Annotated in this window: 22 protein-coding genes and 1 pseudogene; 13 read left to right on the top strand and 10 right to left on the bottom strand. The window is 69.4% G+C overall.

Annotated elements, in window-relative coordinates; genetic code table 11:
• The first annotated feature begins 779 nt into the window (after positions 1–779).
• From AC5P09_RS31070 to AC5P09_RS31050, 5 genes are all read left to right on the top strand, one after another.
• Positions 780–1,007 carry a hypothetical protein gene (locus tag AC5P09_RS31070; RefSeq protein WP_493877067.1) on the top strand — a complete coding sequence of 76 codons (228 nt, stop codon included), beginning with the start codon at positions 780–782 and terminating at the stop codon, positions 1,005–1,007.
• Between the two features lie 83 nt (positions 1,008–1,090).
• Positions 1,091–1,483, top strand: coding sequence for a hypothetical protein (locus tag AC5P09_RS31065; protein WP_493877066.1), 393 nt, complete (start codon positions 1,091–1,093; stop codon positions 1,481–1,483).
• Between the two features lie 100 nt (positions 1,484–1,583).
• Positions 1,584–1,919, top strand: a complete 336-nt coding sequence (locus AC5P09_RS31060) for a hypothetical protein (protein ID WP_493877065.1) — start codon at positions 1,584–1,586, stop codon at positions 1,917–1,919.
• A gap of 161 nt (positions 1,920–2,080) precedes the next feature.
• Positions 2,081–2,467, top strand: a complete 387-nt coding sequence (locus AC5P09_RS31055; RefSeq protein ID WP_493877064.1) for a hypothetical protein — start codon at positions 2,081–2,083, stop codon at positions 2,465–2,467.
• A 54-nt stretch (positions 2,468–2,521) separates the two neighbouring features.
• Positions 2,522–2,803 carry a hypothetical protein gene (locus AC5P09_RS31050; protein ID WP_493877063.1) on the top strand — a complete coding sequence of 94 codons (282 nt, stop codon included), beginning with the start codon at positions 2,522–2,524 and terminating at the stop codon, positions 2,801–2,803.
• A gap of 198 nt (positions 2,804–3,001) precedes the next feature.
• On the opposite strand, the gene AC5P09_RS31045 is transcribed toward AC5P09_RS31050, so the two are convergent.
• Both AC5P09_RS31045 and AC5P09_RS31040 read right to left on the bottom strand, forming a co-directional pair.
• Positions 3,002–3,874, bottom strand: coding sequence for a class I SAM-dependent methyltransferase (locus AC5P09_RS31045; protein WP_493877062.1), 873 nt, complete (start codon positions 3,872–3,874; stop codon positions 3,002–3,004).
• A gap of 128 nt (positions 3,875–4,002) precedes the next feature.
• Entirely contained in the window at positions 4,003–4,593 is a 591-nt protein-coding gene (locus AC5P09_RS31040) for a helix-turn-helix domain-containing protein (RefSeq protein WP_493877061.1), read from the bottom strand.
• A 98-nt stretch (positions 4,594–4,691) separates the two neighbouring features.
• Between AC5P09_RS31040 and AC5P09_RS31035 the strand changes: the two genes are divergently transcribed.
• Complete coding sequence (locus AC5P09_RS31035; RefSeq protein WP_493877060.1) at positions 4,692–5,705, top strand: NAD(P)/FAD-dependent oxidoreductase; 1,014 nt, start codon at positions 4,692–4,694, stop codon at positions 5,703–5,705.
• Between the two features lie 128 nt (positions 5,706–5,833).
• Positions 5,834–7,426: an MFS transporter gene (locus AC5P09_RS31030; RefSeq protein ID WP_493877059.1), complete on the top strand. Its 1,593-nt coding sequence runs from the start codon at positions 5,834–5,836 to the stop codon at positions 7,424–7,426.
• A 376-nt stretch (positions 7,427–7,802) separates the two neighbouring features.
• Here the strand turns inward: AC5P09_RS31030 and AC5P09_RS31025 are convergent, their stop codons facing one another.
• The 5 genes and pseudogenes from AC5P09_RS31025 to AC5P09_RS31005 form a co-directional block, all read right to left on the bottom strand.
• Entirely contained in the window at positions 7,803–8,129 is a 327-nt protein-coding gene (locus AC5P09_RS31025) for a hypothetical protein (protein WP_493877058.1), read from the bottom strand.
• A 71-nt stretch (positions 8,130–8,200) separates the two neighbouring features.
• Positions 8,201–9,038: pseudogene (locus AC5P09_RS31020) on the bottom strand (transposase family protein).
• 32 nt (positions 9,039–9,070) lie between these two features.
• Positions 9,071–9,268, bottom strand: a complete 198-nt coding sequence (locus AC5P09_RS31015; protein WP_493877057.1) for a hypothetical protein — start codon at positions 9,266–9,268, stop codon at positions 9,071–9,073.
• A 40-nt stretch (positions 9,269–9,308) separates the two neighbouring features.
• Positions 9,309–9,557 (bottom strand): hypothetical protein, encoded by a 249-nt coding sequence (locus AC5P09_RS31010; RefSeq protein ID WP_493877056.1) that lies wholly within the window; start codon positions 9,555–9,557, stop codon positions 9,309–9,311.
• A 261-nt stretch (positions 9,558–9,818) separates the two neighbouring features.
• On the bottom strand, positions 9,819–10,790 hold the full coding sequence (locus tag AC5P09_RS31005) for an aldo/keto reductase (RefSeq protein ID WP_493877055.1): 972 nt from the start codon (positions 10,788–10,790) through the stop codon (positions 9,819–9,821).
• 147 nt (positions 10,791–10,937) lie between these two features.
• Here AC5P09_RS31005 and AC5P09_RS31000 point away from each other — a divergent pair, with 147 nt between their 5' ends.
• From AC5P09_RS31000 to AC5P09_RS30990, 3 genes are all read left to right on the top strand, one after another.
• Positions 10,938–11,543, top strand: coding sequence for a TetR/AcrR family transcriptional regulator (locus AC5P09_RS31000; protein ID WP_493877054.1), 606 nt, complete (start codon positions 10,938–10,940; stop codon positions 11,541–11,543).
• Positions 11,544–11,745: 202 nt separating this feature from the next.
• The gene (locus AC5P09_RS30995) at positions 11,746–12,138 is read left to right on the top strand and encodes an ester cyclase (protein WP_493877053.1); all 393 of its coding nucleotides are present in this window, start codon (positions 11,746–11,748) and stop codon (positions 12,136–12,138) included.
• Positions 12,131–13,228, top strand: a complete 1,098-nt coding sequence (locus AC5P09_RS30990; RefSeq protein WP_493877052.1) for a Gfo/Idh/MocA family protein — start codon at positions 12,131–12,133, stop codon at positions 13,226–13,228. Before AC5P09_RS30995 ends, AC5P09_RS30990 begins: the two co-directional genes overlap by 8 nt.
• Positions 13,229–13,389: 161 nt before the next feature.
• On the opposite strand, the gene AC5P09_RS30985 is transcribed toward AC5P09_RS30990, so the two are convergent.
• The 3 genes from AC5P09_RS30985 to AC5P09_RS30975 form a co-directional block, all read right to left on the bottom strand.
• Positions 13,390–14,520: a hypothetical protein gene (locus tag AC5P09_RS30985; protein ID WP_493877051.1), complete on the bottom strand. Its 1,131-nt coding sequence runs from the start codon at positions 14,518–14,520 to the stop codon at positions 13,390–13,392.
• Positions 14,521–14,951: 431 nt separating this feature from the next.
• On the bottom strand, positions 14,952–15,272 hold the full coding sequence (locus AC5P09_RS30980; protein WP_493877050.1) for a helix-turn-helix domain-containing protein: 321 nt from the start codon (positions 15,270–15,272) through the stop codon (positions 14,952–14,954).
• A 4-nt stretch (positions 15,273–15,276) separates the two neighbouring features.
• The gene (locus AC5P09_RS30975; RefSeq protein WP_493877049.1) at positions 15,277–16,365 is read right to left on the bottom strand and encodes a tyrosine-type recombinase/integrase; all 1,089 of its coding nucleotides are present in this window, start codon (positions 16,363–16,365) and stop codon (positions 15,277–15,279) included.
• A 184-nt stretch (positions 16,366–16,549) separates the two neighbouring features.
• Between AC5P09_RS30975 and AC5P09_RS30970 the strand changes: the two genes are divergently transcribed.
• The 3 genes from AC5P09_RS30970 to AC5P09_RS30960 are packed head-to-tail and all read left to right on the top strand — an operon-like array spanning position 16,550 to position 18,231.
• Positions 16,550–16,867: a hypothetical protein gene (locus tag AC5P09_RS30970; protein ID WP_493877048.1), complete on the top strand. Its 318-nt coding sequence runs from the start codon at positions 16,550–16,552 to the stop codon at positions 16,865–16,867.
• 30 nt (positions 16,868–16,897) lie between these two features.
• Positions 16,898–17,704, top strand: coding sequence for a hypothetical protein (locus AC5P09_RS30965; RefSeq protein WP_493877047.1), 807 nt, complete (start codon positions 16,898–16,900; stop codon positions 17,702–17,704).
• A 44-nt stretch (positions 17,705–17,748) separates the two neighbouring features.
• Positions 17,749–18,231: a single-stranded DNA-binding protein gene (locus tag AC5P09_RS30960; RefSeq protein ID WP_493877046.1), complete on the top strand. Its 483-nt coding sequence runs from the start codon at positions 17,749–17,751 to the stop codon at positions 18,229–18,231.
• Positions 18,232–18,322 lie beyond the last annotated feature (91 nt).

Raw genomic sequence — 18,322 nt, 5'->3', positions numbered from 1 at the left:
CGCGCTTCAGCCACGTCTGATCGCTGCTGACCGTTGCGGTGAACCGGATGTCGTCGTCGAAGCGAAGTTCCTGCATAACTCCCCCAGAGGGACGTGTCGATCACCCGATTCTGCCGGGCGGGACGCCCCTCCACCGCCGCTTTTCCAACCGACCGTAAGTTGCGGCCGCGGGCGAAGGGCCCCATCCGCGATTCACGGACGGGCCGGTTGGTCCTGAGGGGTCCACAGAATCGTGCGGCGCACGAGGATGAGCTCCCCTGCCACGACCGGGTCCGTGCTCAGCGCTCTTCAGGTACCGCACCGCTGACCGGACTGGGGCCTCACGGCCCCGGTCGGCGAGCCATGATCGTAAACGCCCCGGCAGTGCGATCCGCTGCCGCCTCTCAGGACGGTCGCCCCCGAAGCAGCAAACCGCCCCTGCACTCCATCAGCTCCCTGACCTGCGCTAACGCCGCCAAATCCATAGGGGTTCCCGAGGTATCCGCGATATTCCAGCTCGACCACGTATCAGCAGCTCACAGACTCATATACCTCTGCCCAGAGATTGACTATTCGCAGTTCAAGCTGGTCAAATCCGCGCGCCAACTCCTCATGAAAATCCAGATCTGTGCCGACTTCTCAGCTCAACTCGCTTTGATGCACCGCACAGAGCCGAGAACTCACAGTGGGCGGACAAGCGGCGCACCGAGACCCTGGCGCTCCTGCTGGGGGCCAAGGGCCCCGAGCAGGAGTCGGCCGCCGACGTCGCTGCCAGCTTCCCCAAGAGCCGTCTCGCGAACGTGCTGTTCGCTCAGGTCGCCGCCGCTTTCGAGGACAACATCCGCGAACCCAAGAAGTTCGACACGGCCAGGATGACCCAGGTCTTCCTGTGGGAGTCCCTGGACCGGCTCCAGGCCTCCTACCTGCTGCTTCTGGAGTCGCTCGGTCAGGCCGACAACGGCAGCTACCAGCTGTCCGAGGTCGAGGACCAGGCGGTCGCCCGCCACCGGCCCGACGCCGCCGCCTGACCGAACCTCCCCGCAAGCCCCGGCCGGGCACGCCCGTGCCCGGCCGGTCCCACCACCCCCGCGTCACAGAGAGGCGAACCAGCATGACCGTCACCATGGACGAGGTCCTCGACTTCATCGGCCAACTGCCGGACGCAATCAAGGTCTCGAAAGTCCAGGAGGCCTCCGCGCGGCGGCTCCGCGCGATCGACAAGGAAGCGTTCGCCGGACTCGTGGCCGGACGCAAGGCCCGCATCAACGAGTCGCTGCGCCCGGCCCTCCTGCGCGGTCTCACCGGCACCGTGCAGGAGCGCAACCGCACCGGCACCCGGGCGGGCTTCCTGCTGGACGAGGAGTCCACGCGCATCCTGCGCCGCGACCCGCGCAACGGCGAGCCGGGCAAGCCCAAGTACCGCATCCCCGAGGACATGACGCGCTTCCGGCTCCCGGGCAGCGGCATCCCCGTCGCCTGCCTGGAGGAGATCGAGGACGACTGACCGGACCTGACGGCACCGCCCCGGCAACGGGGCGGTGCCCGCCACCCGCTGATCAACCGGCCGGCCCTCCCAGCCCGGCCCGCACGTGAAAGGCGCCGTCATGACCGACCAGCCGCAGGCCCCGTCCCCCGACCCGGACGGCGAGGCCCCCGACCGCCCCCTGACCCTCGCCGTGCTGCGCCGCCTGGTCCGCAAGGACTGGAAGGACTTGCCCGGAGACACGCTCGTCGTGCTGTCCCGGGACTCCGAGGGCAACCTCTTCTCTCCGTTCTCCAGCTACAGCCACTCGCGGTACGCGCCGACCCTCAGCGAGCTCGTCGGCGACATCTTCCCGCTGCCGGAGGAGCTCAAGGCGGACCAGTCCTTGCGCGAGCTGTACGGGGACCGCATCCCCGACACCGCCCTCCCAGCGCTGGTGCTCTACCCGCTCGGCTGAGCGAACGCCTGCGAGCGGGGCGGCCCCGTCGGCCGCCCCGCCCGCGGGCCGTCAACTCCCCCTTTCCCGAGGCCTCTTCCTGGCCACGGTCCTCACGAAAGCGACGTGTCACCGCCATGTCCGCCCCACCACAAGCCCCCCGGGAAGGACCGCAGGCCCCGGTGCTGGTGATCAGCGACAGCACCGACGACGATCCGGTCGGCCTGCGGACGAGCCCGGTCCCCCGCCTGCACATGCCATCGCCGTTGTTCAGCGCCGAGGAGTACCAGCGCGCTCCGCTCGTGCTCCTGGACGACCGCAGCTACACCGATTTCACGCTCCGCCACGTGCCGCACCGCCAGGGACTGATTGTCGTCCTGGTCGACCCCGACGACGGCACCATCTACCCCCGGGCCGCCGCCATCGGCGCGGAGGCTGTCATCCGGGCCGGAGACAACCTCAACTGGCTGCACCTGCGCCTGCACGACGCGACCGGCTGCCGCTACGCCCGCTGGGAAGCGCTCCTGGCCGGCGGCCCCGCCGACCCTCCCCCACCGGCCAGCAGCTGACATCCGGCAGACGAGCCCCGTGGCACGCCCCCGCGATCCGAAGGAACTCACCCCATGCACGCGATCCCCCAACGCTGTGCCCACCGGCCGCTGTCGGGCGGGCTGGTGGTGCCGTACGTGACCCTGATCCACGACGGCCACGCCGCCTTCGGCGTCCTCGACGCCGACAAGACCCTCAACGCCTTCCGGCGGCGCCTGTGCCAGATCTGCGAACACCCGCTGGACGAACGCTGCTTCCTACTCGTCCGCCCCGCCGACGTCGTCAAGGGCTGCTCCCGGAACCGGCGCTGCACCCCGAGTGCCTGCCGTACACCGCCGACCACTGCCCGATGCTGATCCCCCGTCAGTTCGCGATTTCTGAAGCATTGATCCGCCGGAACCCGTGTGTCGAGGTGTGTAACGGCCAGCCTAGAGCGTCGGGTTCACGAATCCCAGGTTGCTCCCCCTCGAGCAGGTCATGAGTCCCCGCGTTCCAGCCATTCACCGCCCGCGGGCTCGGAGGCGGGCCGCCCTGGCCGGAGGAACCATCTGTGGTCAGGTGCGGCGGGCAGCCCAGACGGTGCGCTCGGTGCGTACCGTCAGGTCATCACGGCGCAGGATGCTGTGCGGGCTGCTGGTGTCGAGGAGCTGGTCGAGCGCGGTGAGGTCCTCGGGGGAGAGCCTGTCTGCGATGACGCTGCGGATGCGCTGCAGGACGCCGGTGGCGTAGCGGCCGATGGCTTCGCTGCGCGAGCCTTCGAGGTTCACGGTGATGGTGCGTTCGCCCTCGACGGTGAATCCGGCGGCGGTCAGCATCGGGCCCCAGTCGGCGCCGCGGTGGGGCATGTGTTCGGCTTGGCGGCGGTCGGCTGCGGCGTGGACGCGCTCTTCCAGGCCGGGCCGGTCCGCGGGGGCGTTTTCGGGCAGGAAGCGGGGGTGGCCGGCCAGTTCGACGACGGCGAACAGGCCGCCGGGCGCGAGCGCGCTGTGGACGTTGCGCAGTGCGCGGTCGGGGTGGGCCATGTGGTGCATCGAGGCCGACGCCCAGACCAGGTCCGGTGAGCCGAGGTCGGGCCAGGCCGCTTCATCGAGGTCGGCCTGCACCGTGTGGACGCGCTCTTGGACGCTGCGGGTGCACGCCTTGGTGCGCAGGCGCTGCAGGTGTTCGGCGGAGGCGTCGACGGCGGTGACGTGCGCGTCGGGGAAGCGGTTGAGGAGGGCGAAAGTGCCCGCGCCCGTGCCACAGCCCAGGTCGACGATGTGGTGCGGGGCGGTCTGCAGCGGCAGCCACGCGGTGATGGTGGCGGTGTGTTCGGCGAGGACCTCGGCGTCCAGGTCGAGGATCTCCGCCTGGCCGTCCATTGCGTGCTCGTGGTGGTGACTGTGCGAAGCGCCGTCGTGGGGAGTGTGGGTGCGTGCGTGGTTCATGCTCTTCACGTTAAGACGGATATGCGCCTGCAGCACGAAGTGTCCCTGTTTACGCAAGGTGATGGTGGAGGGTGCTGCCCGACGCGCAAGAGGTCACCGCCAGGGACGGCCGTCGCGCGGCCTCACTGTCACTCGGGAGCGCCCTGGGGGTCGTCGCCGCTGTCGCGCTGGTGCCCGCGGCGGGCGTCGCGGTCGAAGATGCCCAGGATCTCGCTGGGTCCGCGTTCGGCGCCGATCGCGTGCGGCATCATCGTGGGGAACTCGGCGGCCTGGTTGGCCTCAAGGCGGAAGCGGCGGTGGCCGAGCATGAGGATCGCCGTGCCGGACAGGACGACGAGCCATTCGCGCCCCGGGTGGGCGCGCATGCGGGCCGGGTTCTCGGGGGGCGGTTCGGTCATGCGCTGGCGCACCACGCTCATCCCGGGGTCCGCCTTGATGGTCCAGCGTATCCGGCCGTGGGTGCTGTCGATCGTCGGGCTGGTGACGACGTCGTCGGTGGCGGTCTCCACGAGCTGATCGAGCGTGGTGTCCAGGGCGCGGGCGAGGGTGACCAGCTGATCCAGTGCGAGGCGGCGCTGGCCGTTCTCGATGCGGCTCAGTGAGGACTGGCTGAGGTGGGCACGGGAAGCCAGTTCCTCCAGGGACCAGCCCTGCGCGACCCGCAAGGCGCGGAGGCGTTTGCGTACGAGGCTGTCCAGATCTCCATCTTCTTGCGTCACGAGCAACAGTGTATGCCTTCACGGCAAGACCGGCTTTAACGTCGTGTGCAGATGGTCCGCAACGTCTGGGACCGGTGCACGAGGAAAGGCAGGAGGCCATGGCTGTGACAACTTCTCCGTACGCGAGCGACGCACTGCCCGGTGGGACGGTCGACGTGGTGGTGATCGGCGGGGGCGCCGCGGGGCTGAACGGTGCGCTGATGCTCGCCCGCTCTCGTCGCTCGGTCGTCGTGATCGACAGCGGCTCCCCGCGCAACGCGCCCGCCGAGGCCATGCACGGCTTCATCGTCCTGGACGGCACCCCGCCGCCCGAGATCCTTCAGCGAGGCCGGGAGCAAGTGCGCCAGTACGGAGGGCGCGTCGCCTTCGGTGAGGTGACCTCGGCCGAGCCCGCCGCCCCGTCGGCTGACGGGGATCTGCGGTTCACCGTCACCCTGGCCGACGGACGGAGCGTGAGTGCGCGCCGGGTCCTGGTGGCCACGGGCCTGAAGGATGTGCTGCCCGAGGTCCCCGGCCTCGCCGAGCACTGGGGCCACGGTGTGGTGCACTGCCCGTACTGCCACGGCTGGGAGGTGCGCGATGAGCCCATCGGTATCCTCGGCACCGGCCCGGCCTCCATCGGCCATGCGTTCCTGTTCCGGCAGCTGACCGGGGATCTGACCTTCTTCGCGCAGGGCACTGACCTGGATGAGGCCACCCGCGCCCGGTTCGCCGCCCGCGGCATCCGCATCGTCGACACTCCGGTGGAGGAGGTCGTCAACAACGAGGACGGCAGCCTCGCCGGGGTGCGCCTGGCCGACGGGCAGGTCGTGGCCCGCCGCGTCCTCGCGGTCGCCACCCGGATGGAGGCCCGTACCGAGGGCCTGGACGGTCTGAAGCTGCCGGTGCAGGACCTGCCCGACAACATGGGCCGCGGCTTGGCCTCCGGCATGGCGGGCAGCACCGAGGTGCCGGGCGTGTGGGTGGCGGGCAACGCCACCGACCTTGCCGCCCAGGTCGGCGCCTCCGCAGCGGCCGGCGCCCTGGCCGGCGCCCACATCAACAGCGTGCTGGCCACCGCGGACACCGACGCGGCCCTCGCCGCAGCCCAGGGCGAACCTTCGGCCCTCTGACATCCCGGCGCGGCACCGGCCGCTGCATGCCCTCGATGCGTGCGGCGGCCCGGGGCCCGCCCACCCCCTTCACCCGGCGACCGGTCCTGCTCCGGCGCTGACTTGGCATGCCCTTTTGAGAGGAATCCATGAGTACGAACCAGCCCGTACCGGCCGTGCAGTCCAGTGGCCGGGGTGCCCCCGATGCGCGTCAGCTGCGCATGATCTTGATCACCGTCTCCATCGCCCTGATGGCGGTCATCGCCTCGGTGACCGGGCTGAACGTCGCGCAGACCCACATGGCCGTGGAATTCGGCGCCTCCCAGAGCACGGTCCTGTGGATCATCAACATCTACACCCTCGCCCTGGCCGCGCTGCTGCTGCCGCTCGGCGCCCTGGGCGACCGCCTGGGCCGCAAGCCCATGCTCATCGCCGGACTGAGCATCTTCGGCATCGCCACCGTGGTCGCGGGCCTGGCCCCGACGGCCGAAGTGATGCTCGCCGCCCGCGTGGCCAGCGGCATCGGCGCCGCCATGATCATGCCCATCACGCTCGCCGTCATCACCTCCACCTTCCCCGAAGAGCAGCGCGGCAAGGCGATCGGCGTGTGGACCGGTATCGCCGGAGGCGGCGGCATCCTGGGCATGTTCCTCTCCGCGCTCCTCGTCGACGTCGCCGACTGGCGCTGGCTGTTCGTCCTGCCGGCGGTCCTGGTCCTCGTGGCCCTTGCCATGACGCTGAAGTCGGTTCCCAACTCCCGCGAGACCTCGGCCCACCGATTCGACACCGTCGGCGCCCTGCTCTCCGCGATCGCCGTGACCGGCCTCATCTTCGTCCTGCAGGAAGGCCCCGAACGCGGCTGGACCGCCCCCGCGACGCTGATCAGCCTGACCGTCGGCCTTATCGCCACGGTCGGGTTCATAGCCTGGGAACTGCACCGCCGCGACGCCTCCCTGCTGGACGTGCGGCTGTTCCGGGAGCGCGGACTGTCGGGCGGATCGGTCACGCTGCTGGTGGTCTTCGGCGTTCAGGCGGGCATCGGCGTGGTCCTCTTCCCGTTCTTCCAGGCCGTACTCGGCTGGTCGGGCCTGCTGTCCACGGTCGCGATGATGCCCATGGCCGTCGCAATGATGATGGCCTCCGGCCTGGCCCCCAAGCTGGCCGCAGGGATCGGCGCACGCTCGACCATGGTGGTGGGCATCGCACTGGCCGGCGTCGGCATGGCGCTCATGGCGCTGTTCGTCTCCGTCGGCGGCGGCTACCTGTCCGTCCTGCCCGGCCTGCTCGCCATGGGCGTCGGCATGGGCCTGTCGATGACCCCGTCCACGGAGGTCATCACCGCCTCCCTGCCGCGCGAGAAGCAGGGTGTCGCCTCCGCCCTCAACGACGTCACCCGCGAATTCGGCACCGCACTCGGCGTCGCCCTGCTCGGCGCGCTCGTGTCCGCCGGCTACCGCAACGCCATCGACGACAAGCTGCACGGCGTTCCCCAAGGCGCCGCGGACACCGCCCGGGAAGGCGTCGCCAACGCCGTTGAGGTGGCGGGCAGCACCGGACGGCACGCACCAGAGGTGCTCCGCGCAGCGCAGCAGTCCTTCGTCGACGGCTGGCAGCAGGCCATGTGGGCAGGCTCCGTCATCATGGGCGTCCTGTTCGTCTACATTGCCCTCCGCGGCCCCAAGAACACACCCTCCGCGGTCGCGGACGAGACAGACCCCGCTGAGGCTGTCTCCGTCGGCTGACCGCACAAGAGCCGGGCCACAGCAAGCAGACCACTCCGCGAACACCGCGTTCACCCCCGACCAGGAAGCCGCTGAAGTCGAGCTGCCTCTGTCCGGGACCGGAAGCGTCGGAAGGCACGGTTGCTGTGACTCCCCGGTGGCGCTCCAGATACGCGCGCCCTCCGGCGGTTGCTGACTGCAATAGCAACCTCCGGCACGAGCGAGGCTGCGACCGGAACCAGAGGCCGGTCCTGGCCTCGCTCGTGCTGCCTGCTGGGAAGGCCCTTGGCCCCTGCCGCGTCCCGAAGCCGAAGAAGGCCAGCTGACGAAGTAGCCCTGGGGTCGGCTGCCGGTCGGCCCAGGGCGCGAACTCGAAATCGGGAGGTAAGCGGTGGGTTCACGAGTCGGTGGACTGTCCTTGTCGTCGTTGGTGTTCGGCGAAGCTGACATGGTCGACAGTGGCCGTGTAGCGCTGAGCGGCATTGACCGTGAGGCCGAAGAGATCCGCAAGGCGACGGGCGTCGCCATCGCTGGCGTGCGCTTCGTCGAGGATGCGGTCTTCGCGCAGGGTCTGGGCTGGGACGCCGAGTACGGTGTTGATCCACTTGCCGGTCACGGGCGTCAGGCGCCCGGCCGTTGCAAGGTTGATGAACAGGTGTGGGTTGCCGCTGTTGGGCCACTGCCGCTCCCGGTGAGAACTGTGCATCGTGAAGTTGCTGGTCACGGGTCTGGTGTGCGCGGGGTTCGGGATGCTCGTGCTGGTCGTGGGTGGATGACTTCGGTGAAGATCGTCGGTCACCGGGACACTTCGCGGTTCGTGAGGACGAGCAGGGCCCTGCCAGGGCGGTCGCCCAGGTCGGGTCGGTGCGGACTTTGCCGAGCACGCGCCAGTTTTTGAGATGGGCGAAGCCGTGCTCCACCGGTGCCCGGACCGCTGCCAGTGCGGTGTTCGACAGCTTCTGTCCTCGTGTCAGGGGCCGGTTCCGGGCGGCCTTGTAACCGGTGATCACTGCGGGGCCGGTGTCGGGGTCGCTGTCGTCGAGCCCGACGAAGCCCAGGTCGGCGATCGCCCCGAGACCGGCCGCCCGCAGCTTGGCGGTGAGCTGGTCGTGTCGACAGGCGGTGATCTCCGAGGTCCGTCCGGGCCGGGCCGCCGAGACCCAGAGCAGCCGGCCGCGATCGTCGGTGAGCGCGATCACGAGCAGGCCATGGCATTTGCTCTTGCCGGAGTAGTTCTTCGGTTCTCTTTGCCGGAGCGCCGGCGGGTGCGGATCAGCGTGCCGTCCAGCAGCACCATCCCGCCACCCTTGCGGGCGACCTCTTTGAGGGCGCGGTCCAGGCGCGGGGCGCGGGCGGCCAGCAGGCCGACGACTTCCCTGACCCACCGGGTCACAGTGGTGCGGTGTATCCCGTTGCCACCGGCCAGATCACCCGGCCGCTGGTCACAGCGCAGTACGGCCAGCACGAGGGCGGAGATCCGTCCCGGAGGCAGGGCCCGCCACCGTGACCTGATCTTCTTCAGGTGGCCGCGGATCAGGCCGGCGAGCCAGTTCAGGGTGGCACTCGACAGCGGCAGGCGGGCAGTGTAGACAAGGCCGTCAGGGCCCTCGACGGGATGGTTGTTCTTCTTCACACCAAACTCAACTGCCGCCGGGGGCCCGCCAGTTACGCCCCGTCGGCGCCCGCCTCCCTACGCCTGGGAGCGTGCGGCGAACCTGCCGTCAGGACGCTTGTGCAGCCAGCCCGGTCGGCGGGCTTGGTCATCTTCGCCCGCAACGGTTCCAGCTTCCCGCGCACCGTCACCTCAAGGCCCAGCTCCTCGCCGACGGCCCTGACCTGCACCGGGCCGTCGGCAGCCCGCACGATCGCCAGGATCTTGCGGTAGTCAGCGGGCAGCGCGGCCTCATCGCCCGTCCCGCCGCGGTGGCGGGATCAGCAAAACAGCCCGTCCCGCCACCCGGGCCGCCGTCGGGGCGACGGCCCGGGTGGCCTCCGCCACAGCCCGGTCCTGTTCGGCCAGCCGGTGCAGGACCCGCTCGGCGATCACCAACTCCTCCCGCTCGGCCTGGACCTCCGCCAGCTGCTTGGCCAACTCCTCGGCAAGCGTGTCCAGTTCATTCCGGCGAGCCGTGATCCGCTCCAGCTCCAGCATCCCCACGCCCTCCCCGCGCTCTCCCGGCACCGGCCCGGTCAGGGATCGTAGGAGGGGCACGGCGGTCGGCGCAGCAGAACCCGACAACGGCCCTGGCGACAGGTCAGACGATCTTCGCCATGGACACCCGCCGACGACCAGCGCGAGTACCCCGCACGCCAGGCCCGTGACCTGCGTACTTCATGTTGCACAGTCTCATTGGGAATGCGGCACTCTTCGCCCGGATGCCGACCCGCGGCGTGCGTGGTGGTACGTCTTCGATCAGCGGTCGATGGCGGCCATGTTGTCCGCGTCGTAGCGCTCGCCGGAGGCCCGGGGCAGGTCGTTCAGGCGGGCGACGTGGCTGGCAGTGAGCTCGATGTGGTCGGCGGCGGCGTTCTCCTCCAGCCGGGCGACTCGCTTGGTGCCGGGGATGGGCGCGATGTCGTCACCCTGGGCGAGCAGCCAGGCCAAGGAGACCTGCGCGGGCGTGGTGTCGATCTCGGCGGCTACGGCCCGGACCTCGTCGACGATTCGCAGGTTGCGTTCCAGGTTGCCGTCGGCGAAGCGGTGGTTGGTGCGGCGCCAGTCGTCGGTGTCAAGATCGTTCAGGGAGCGGATGTTGCCGGTCAGGAAGCCGCGGCCAAGCGGGGAGTACGGCACGAAGCCGATACCCAGTTCGCGCAGGACGGGCAGGATCTCGGCCTCCGGGTCGCGGGTCCACAGGGAGTATTCGGACTGGACCGCGGTGACCGGATGCACGGCGTGAGCGCGGCGGATCGTGGCGGGGCCGGCCTCCGACAGGCCGATGTGGCGGATCTTGCCTTCGGCCACCAGTTCGGCCAGCGCGCCAACGGTCTCTTCGATGGGCGTGCCGGGGTCCACCCGGTGCTGGTAGTAGAGGTCGATGTAGTCGGTACCCAGGCGCTTCAGTGATCCCTCCACGGCCAGGCGGATGTTGGCCGGGGTGCTGTCCGGAGCCGTGCCACCAGTGTGGGAGATCAGTCCGAACTTGGTCGCCAGCACGACCTCGTCTCGGCGCCCCTGCACGGCCCGGCCGACCAGCCCCTCGTTGATGAAGGGGCCGTACCCCTCAGCGGTGTCGATATGGGTGACCCCGAGGTCCAGAGCGCGGTGGATCGTGCGGATCGACTCGTCGTCGAACTGGCCGGCGCCGGTGTAGAACGCCGACATTCCCATGGCTCCGAGACCGATGCGCGAGACCTTGAGGCTGCCGAGCGAAACGGTTTTCATGGCGCGGACTTCCCTTCCCATCAATTAAGTACCGGTCGGTGCAGAACCTAGCACATCAAGACCGACCGGTACTGAACTGCGTTCGCCACCTGGGTGGGATGAAACTGCTGGTCAGCGTAGATCTGTACCGAGAGGTACGCTTGTGGCATGAGTAACTCCCGCAGGGCCGTCATGGGTCGGCCTCGAGGATTCGACATCGACCAGGCGCTGGAACGCGCGATGCGGGTGTTCTGGGCGCGAGGGTACGAAGGTGCAAGCCTCGCTGAACTGACCGGTGCCATGGGGATCACCAAGACGAGCATGTACGCGGCCTTCGGCAACAAGGAGCAGTTGTTCCGCAAGGCCCTCCAGCGCTACGGCGCGGGGCCGGCCGCCTATGCCACGCGCGCCCTGGAGGAGCCCACCGCACGGGCTGTGGCCTTGGCGTTCCTCCGCGGAGCGGTCTGCACCACGACCCCTCCCGGCGGCCCCTCCGGATGCCTGACCGTGCAGGGTGCGCTGGCGTCGAGCGACGAGAGCCGGGCCGTCCACGACCTGCTTGTCGACTGGCGCAACGGCGCGGGGGTCCGCCTTGAGGAGCGCTTCCTGCGTGCCGTCCACGAGGGTGATCTTCCGCGCAACGCCGACCCTCGGCGTCTTGCCCGGTTCATCATGACGATGGGTTTCGGCATCGCAGTGCAGGCCGCCAACGGCCTCGGTCCTGCTGAGCTCGACGAGATCGTCGACACGGCGTTGCTCGGCTGGCCTGCATAGCGGCTGCACCCCTTCGCTCGCCCTGGTGAGACCTTCTCCGCGCATGAGGGCCGTGACGGTGCGGCAAAACTTCGGTACCGTCCGGGACGGAAGTTTCGAGCAGTGGTTCCTCCCCCTGCCGACGATCACCGTGACGAAACCGTCAAGAGCCGTCGCGAAACACCGAGCATGACCTCCGCTCCGGGGGCCGAAGAAGGAGATCATGTCCGACACCGACCTGCGCGAGTTCTACCTGCGCTACATCGGGGCGCTCAACGCCCACGAGATCTACCGCATGGACGAGTTCATCAACGACGAGACCACCCTGAACGGCGAGCCGGGCACTCGGGACCAGGTCATCGCTGTGCTGAACGGCGACATCGACGCGGTCCCGGACTTCCACTGGGAGCCCCGGGAGACCGCGGTCGATGGTGATCGCCTGGCCGCCCGTCTGACCAACACGGGCACGCCCGCCAAGGAGTGGCTCGGCGTGGCTCCCACCGGCGCCTCGTTCGAGATCGTCGAGTACGCCATCTACCAGGTTCGTGACGGGCGGTTCGTGCACATGACGGCCCTGCACGACGCCGAGACCCTGAGGCGGCAGCTCGGTGCCTGACCCCCGTAAGCCGATCGGCGTCGGCATCGTCGGCCTGAGCGCCACGGGAGGCTGGGCGGCCGGGGCTCACCTGCCCGCGCTGAGCGCCGTCGACGGGATCGAGCTTCGCGCGCTGGCGGCGAGCTCCGAAGCCTCGGCCCAGGCCGCAGGAGCGGCGTATGGCGTACCCGCGTACACATCGGTCGGGCAGCTCGCCAGCGACGAGAACGTCGACCTCGTTGTTGTCGCCGTCAAAGTGCCCCAGCATCGCGAACTCGTGTTGCCCGTGCTGAAGGCGGGAGTGCCGGTGCTCTCCGAGTGGCCGCTCGCCGTCGACCTGCGCGAGGCCGAGGAGATGGAGCATACCGCCGGGACGACGCGCACCTTCGTCGGTCTTCAGGGACGCTCCTCGCCTACCTTCCGCTGGCTGGCCGACCTCGTGTCCGAAGGATTCGTGGGGGAAGTGCTCTCCGCCACCGTCGTGGCGTCTTCGACCGAATGGGGCACTCCGGTGTCTCCGAACATGGTCTACACGCTCGACCGCAAGCTCGGGGCCACGATGCTGACCATCGCGTTCGGACACGCCATCGACCTGGTGTCGATGGTCGTCGGCGAGCTTCAGGAAGTGGTCGCTACGACCGCGACCCGGCGCCGCCAGGTTCCCCTCGGGCGCACCGGGCAGGTCGTTCCGATGACCGCCGAGGACCAGATCGCGATCTCGGGCACCGTGGCGGGCGGGGCGATCCTGTCCGTCCACCACCGTGGAGGCGCCCCATCGGGTGCAGGGTTCTCTCTGATCATCGACGGCACGGAGGGGAGACTTGAGATTACCGCCGCCGAGTTCCCGCACATCGGTCCGGTCACGGTGCGTGGCACACGCGGCGGCGGTCGGCCTACGAAGGTCACGCTGCCCAGCGGCTACGACGACTATCCCGGCCTGGCCGGAACAGTGATCCACACGCTGGTGCACGCCTACGCCGCGATTCGGGACGACCTCGTCCACGGAACGGCTGTCGTCCCGGACTTCACCCACGCCGTCAAGCGCCACCGACTCCTTGACGCGATCGTACGGTCCGCCGCCACAGGCCAACGAAAAGCCCTCCATCCTTAGGCGCGCAGCCAGTCGATTTCGACACTGTCCGACATCACTTCGCCACATCGGCCCCTGCCATGTGTGCCGGCATACTCGGCCGCACGCTGACCGATCGAGAGCGGACACGAGCGAGCGTGGCGTTCGGCGCAGCAGAACCCGACAACGGCCCTGGCGACAGGTCAGACGATCTTCACCATGGACACCCGCCGACGACCAGCGCGAGTACCCCGCCCGCCCCGCACACCAGACCCGTGACCTGCGTACTTCATGTTGCACAGGTCTCGGTGGGCGAGGTAGCGGTTGAGGGCGGCTCGTGCTTGCGGGGCGAGGAGGATCTTCCTGCCCTCGATGTGGAGCCGGCCGTCGACGATGTCAGTGACGTGCAGGGTTCGGAGTTGGTGGGGCCGCAGGCCATGGAAGATCAGGAGGTATCCGCAGGCGGCTCGGGTTGGATTCGGGGTGTCGATGAGGCTCCGCAGCACTGGGACGTCCATCGACACCGGCGTGCGGGTTTCGGGCATGCCGACCTTCATCCGCGTGGTCGGGTTGGTGAACACGAGTCTGCGGCCGTGAAGGACTTGGAAGATCGATCGCAGGCCGGAGAGCATCTCGTTGCGGGCGGTCCCGCCGGTGGGCAGAACGGCAAGCACATCGTCGCGGGTGACTTCGCGAAGCGAGTCCCGGGTCCGCGCCCAGGAGTTGAGCGCGGGCAATGCGGCGTAGAGGTGGTTGCGGATCGTACGGTGGGAACGCGGGTGGCGCCGTGGCGTGATGGTGCTGCCGCGCAGCATGATCTCGGCCCATGTGCAGATCTCGCTGCGTATCTTCGCGGGCAGGTGAGCGGTCTTCCGTTCCACCCAAGTGATGACGACCGGGGTACGGTTGTCCGTCACGAAGTCGGCGTGGTCCAGGACGTCGATGGTCGGTTGGACCGGGAGCGCGAGCTCGCGGAGCATGGCCACGGTGCTGGCTTCGATCGGTGCTCCCGGGGTGTCCTGGGTGGCGAGTAGGAGCTTGAGTGCGCGGTTGACTGCGCCGGTTGCGTCGCGGGTCCAGCCACGTTGTTCGCCGAGTTGCAGGCAGCTGGCTTCGAGGGACTCCAGCAGTTCGGGCAGTACGGGTTCGGGAACCGTCAGGGTGCGCATGCGCGCGTAGTCGCGGCGGGCGTCGAACAGGACGAGTTGTCGGTGGGCGGCAGCGGTAATCGGTCGCAGGACGGGCCGCCGGCGCGAGCGGGTGCGGCGGGTGCGGAAGCGCCGGGGCGGCGGGCGGCGGTGGGGCGGCACCATCAGCGCCAAGCGGTGTTCCATGCCATTGAAGAAGAGCTGGTGACCGCCGTTGACGGCTTCGAGACGGTCGGGGTCGGACGGGTCACGTGCCCAGGACCGGCTCCGGCGCCAGCACAGGCGGCACTCGCCTTCCGCGTTGAGCGACCTGATACGTGTGCAGGAAGTGCACTCGGCTTCGCCGGGGTGACGTCGGGCCCAGTCCTGGCAGGCGGCACAGATGCCGCCGGTGGGCTTGAACAGGCCCCAGGCATCGCACCGTTGGCACGAGTCGGGCAGTGGGGGTGCACCTTTGTGACAGCGGCGGCACAGCCCGGCTGTGTAGTAGTCCGGCGAGCCGCAGCGGCGGCACGGTGGTGGCGTGTGCGAGCCACGCGTACGGCAGTTGTAGCAGTACTTGGCCTTGCTGTGAGCGACCGGGCGCAACCCGCACGTCGGGCACATTCGTGGAGCGGTCACGCCGGTGGCAGTGTGCGGTTGCGTCCGAGCCGGGGTGTGACCGTGCCTGCCCCGCCGGCCTCGGCCTCGGTCGGCTTGGCCGGGCGTCGGGCCGCCGCGGCCTCGGGCTCGTGGATCAGCAGGTCGCCGGTGGTGCAGCCCAGGACGGCGCAGATGATGTCCAGGTCGTCCAGGCGCACGGTGGTCGGGGTGCCGGTCCACAGCGCGGACATCTTCCCCGCACTGATCTCCAGCCCGGCCTTCGCCAGGCGGCGGCGCATCTCGGTGGACTTCCAGATACCTTGCTCCGCGGCCTTCATCCGCAGGTTCCAGCGCACCGTGTCACTTCCCGTCGCTCGCCCCGAGCCGGGCGGCGACCCGTTCATTCGCCGCAGCCCAGGTGTGTTCGATGTGGTCGTCATGAACGTGGACATAACGGGTCGTAGTGGACAGCCACTCGTGTCCGAGGAGCTCTTGGATCGCCTTCAGGTCCAGCCCCTGGGCGTAGTACTCGGACGCGCAGAAGTGTCGCAGCCCGTGCGGCGTGAGGCGGCCGGACCAGGACGGCAGGTACAGCCCGACGGCTTTGGCCAGCCCGGAGCGAAGAGCGTCGTCGCCCACGCGGAGGCACCAGCCGGTGTGCGGGTCACGGCGCTCGCTGGGCAGCAGCGGAGCGTCGGGGTCCATGTAGTCGTCGCCGAACTGGTGGCGTACGTCGGTGAGCCACCAGTTCAGCAGGGCATCAACCGAGTTGATCGCCGGGGCGAGCCGGGCTTTGGGGCCTCGGCCACGGCTGCCCTTGCCGTGCCGGACGTGCAGCTTGCCGTACTCACCCAGGTCGGGCCGCCAGTCGCGGATGTCGAGCATCCTGGTCTCGCCGATCCGCAGCCCTGCGCGCCGCCACAGCGACGCGGCGAAGTAATCCCGGGCGGCCGGCAGGTACTTGCGCGCCGACAGCAGCGACGTCCGCCAGGCCGAGAACAGGTCGCCGACCTCCGAGGAAGACGGCGGAATGCGCGGCGAACCGTAGTCGGCCTTGGCCGGGCGGTTGAACTCGTCGATCGGCTGGACCAGCACGTGTCCGGTCAGCGCATGCACATCGCCCTGGTAGCGAGCGATGAGGAAGTCGAAGAACTGGGCAATCGAGCCCGCCTTCTTGTGCACGGTGCCCTTCGCCAGGCCCCGGACCTTGCGCTGGTGGACAAGGAAACGGTCGGCGTCGTCTGGCTGCACGGTCCACACCGGCCGGCCCACGAACCGGATCAGCTCGAAGAGGACCGCCCGGTCGCCCGCGATCGTGACGTCCTCGACCCCGGCTCCGACGGACGCCAGCAGGTACTGGTCCACGAGCTCTTGCTCGTAGTCCTCGTACTCCTGCTCCGTGCGCAGGCTTCGCGGCGAACCCAGCGAGCGCACCGTCGCTAACGCCACAGAGTCCTCACTCACTTCACCAGGAGCGACAGTGCGCCGAAGATATCAGCGAACCTTCAGCAATCTCGACCGAATGTCAGAATCTCCCATCAGTCCCACGAACCCGTCGCGGCCTTGCCTGTGCGGCCACCAGCGGCAAGAACGCTCCAAGGAACCCGCGGGAGTTCGCGTAAACGGCACCGTCATGCACTACCGCCGCAGCCCGGTCCTGGTCAGCCACCCGGCCGGACGGCCCTGCACCGATCCGTCCTGCCTCTGCCTGTCCCGCACGACGGACGAGGGGCACGCCGCCCGAAGCGGCAGCCCCGCCGACCGGTACGAGGCCTGGATGATCCACACCCGGAACTACCGGCTGGTCTCGCTGCCCGAGCGGCCCGATGTGCCCTCCGGCATCAGCCTCGACGCCCCCGTCCTGCGTAAACGCGTACTGCGCACCGCGACCCTCAGCCCGGATGCGCAACACCTGATGGACCTCTGGAACGCCCTGATGGGCGGGGCCTGACCGCCCCGTTCCGCACGGAAGGAATCCGCCATGCCGATCACACCGGACCCGGCCACGCCCACAGGCGGGGCCATCATCGATCTGGCCGACCTGATGGACGGCCTCCAGGAGCGCACCGGCGAATGGCCGGGTGCGGACACCGTCAGCATCCTCGAAGGGTGGCTGAGCCGCTTCAGCTTCGCGGTCGAGGAGAACCTCACCCCGCAAGTGACAGGCCGCGCGTGGGTGCTGCGCCAGTGGGACCGGCACAGTGACGATGTCACGCTCTGGTCTGACGAAACCTCGGCGCTTGCGTCGCTGGCGCGGGACGTGCGCAGTTCCTGGGACGACGTGGCGGGCGAGGACGGCGTCCCGTTCCGTCCGCCCGCCGACGACCGCAGGGCCGTGGAGCTCTTCTACGGGTCGAGGGAGGACATCGAGGGCTACACGCTGTACGACGCGGATATCTCCCGCTGCGTGCTCGCGCCCCGTAATCCCAGCCTCTCGGACGCCGAGGAGTGCGCGGAGGCGAACAGTACGGCGGTGTTCCACGCGATGCGGGGGCCTGACGATGAGGGCCTGCCCTGCATGGAGATCGCGGGCATCCTCGTGTTCGCCTACCTCGACGCCGACCGCGGGGCCGTACGGGTCTCCGTTCATCTGGACACCACCGACGAGCAGTTGGTCCGGGCCGACAGCACGGTGCCGCTGCTGGTGGAGATCGGGGACGCCACGGTGTTCGACAACCTCACCCCGCCGCCGGCCCCGGCGCAGCCGACCGGGTGGAAGGCACGCTTCCGGCGTCTCACCCGCCGTACCGCACCCTCCGGCGGCGGGAAGTGCCGACAGGGGGGTTGACCATCACCCAAGAAACACTATTATTTTAAATAGGAGGTGTTCGCATGGCCCCGTCCGTCACGCACGTGACCGGCACCGTCGCCGGTGGCGTGGAAGTCCGCTTCACCCAAGACGGCATCGCCGTCTGCCGGTTCCGCCTCACCGAGACCCCCACGCAGTGGGATGCCACCGCGCAGAAGTGGCGTGACCTGGAGCCGATCCCCTACATCTGCACCGCCTGGCGCGACCTGGCCAGCAACGCCGCCGAATCGCTCGTCGACGGGGTCAACGTCCTGGTCAAAGGACGCATCACCGGGGTCAAGGACGACTCCATCTACCTGAGCATCGACGACCTCGGCATCAGCCTGCGCAGGCGCATCGCCTACACCGAGACCAGCCTGCCCAGCCCGATCGCCGCCCGCCCGGTCACCGCTCCACCGGTCACCGCTCCCCCGGCGCCTCAGCCCGCCACCGCGTCCCGACCAGCCACCGGACCGGGCGGCCCACCCGCCTGGTGGGAGCAAAAGCGGTCCGCCAACTGGTCCTAGCCCGGCCACTCCACCGCAGCCGCCGACGGCCCTCCCCTTCCCGTCGGCAGCTGATCACTTCCCCCTTCGCCCGCCCCAGCGCGGCACCGGT

It is taken from the genome of Streptomyces sp. a15, assembly GCF_059026085.1.
This window is presented reverse-complemented; position numbering and strand designations above follow the sequence as displayed.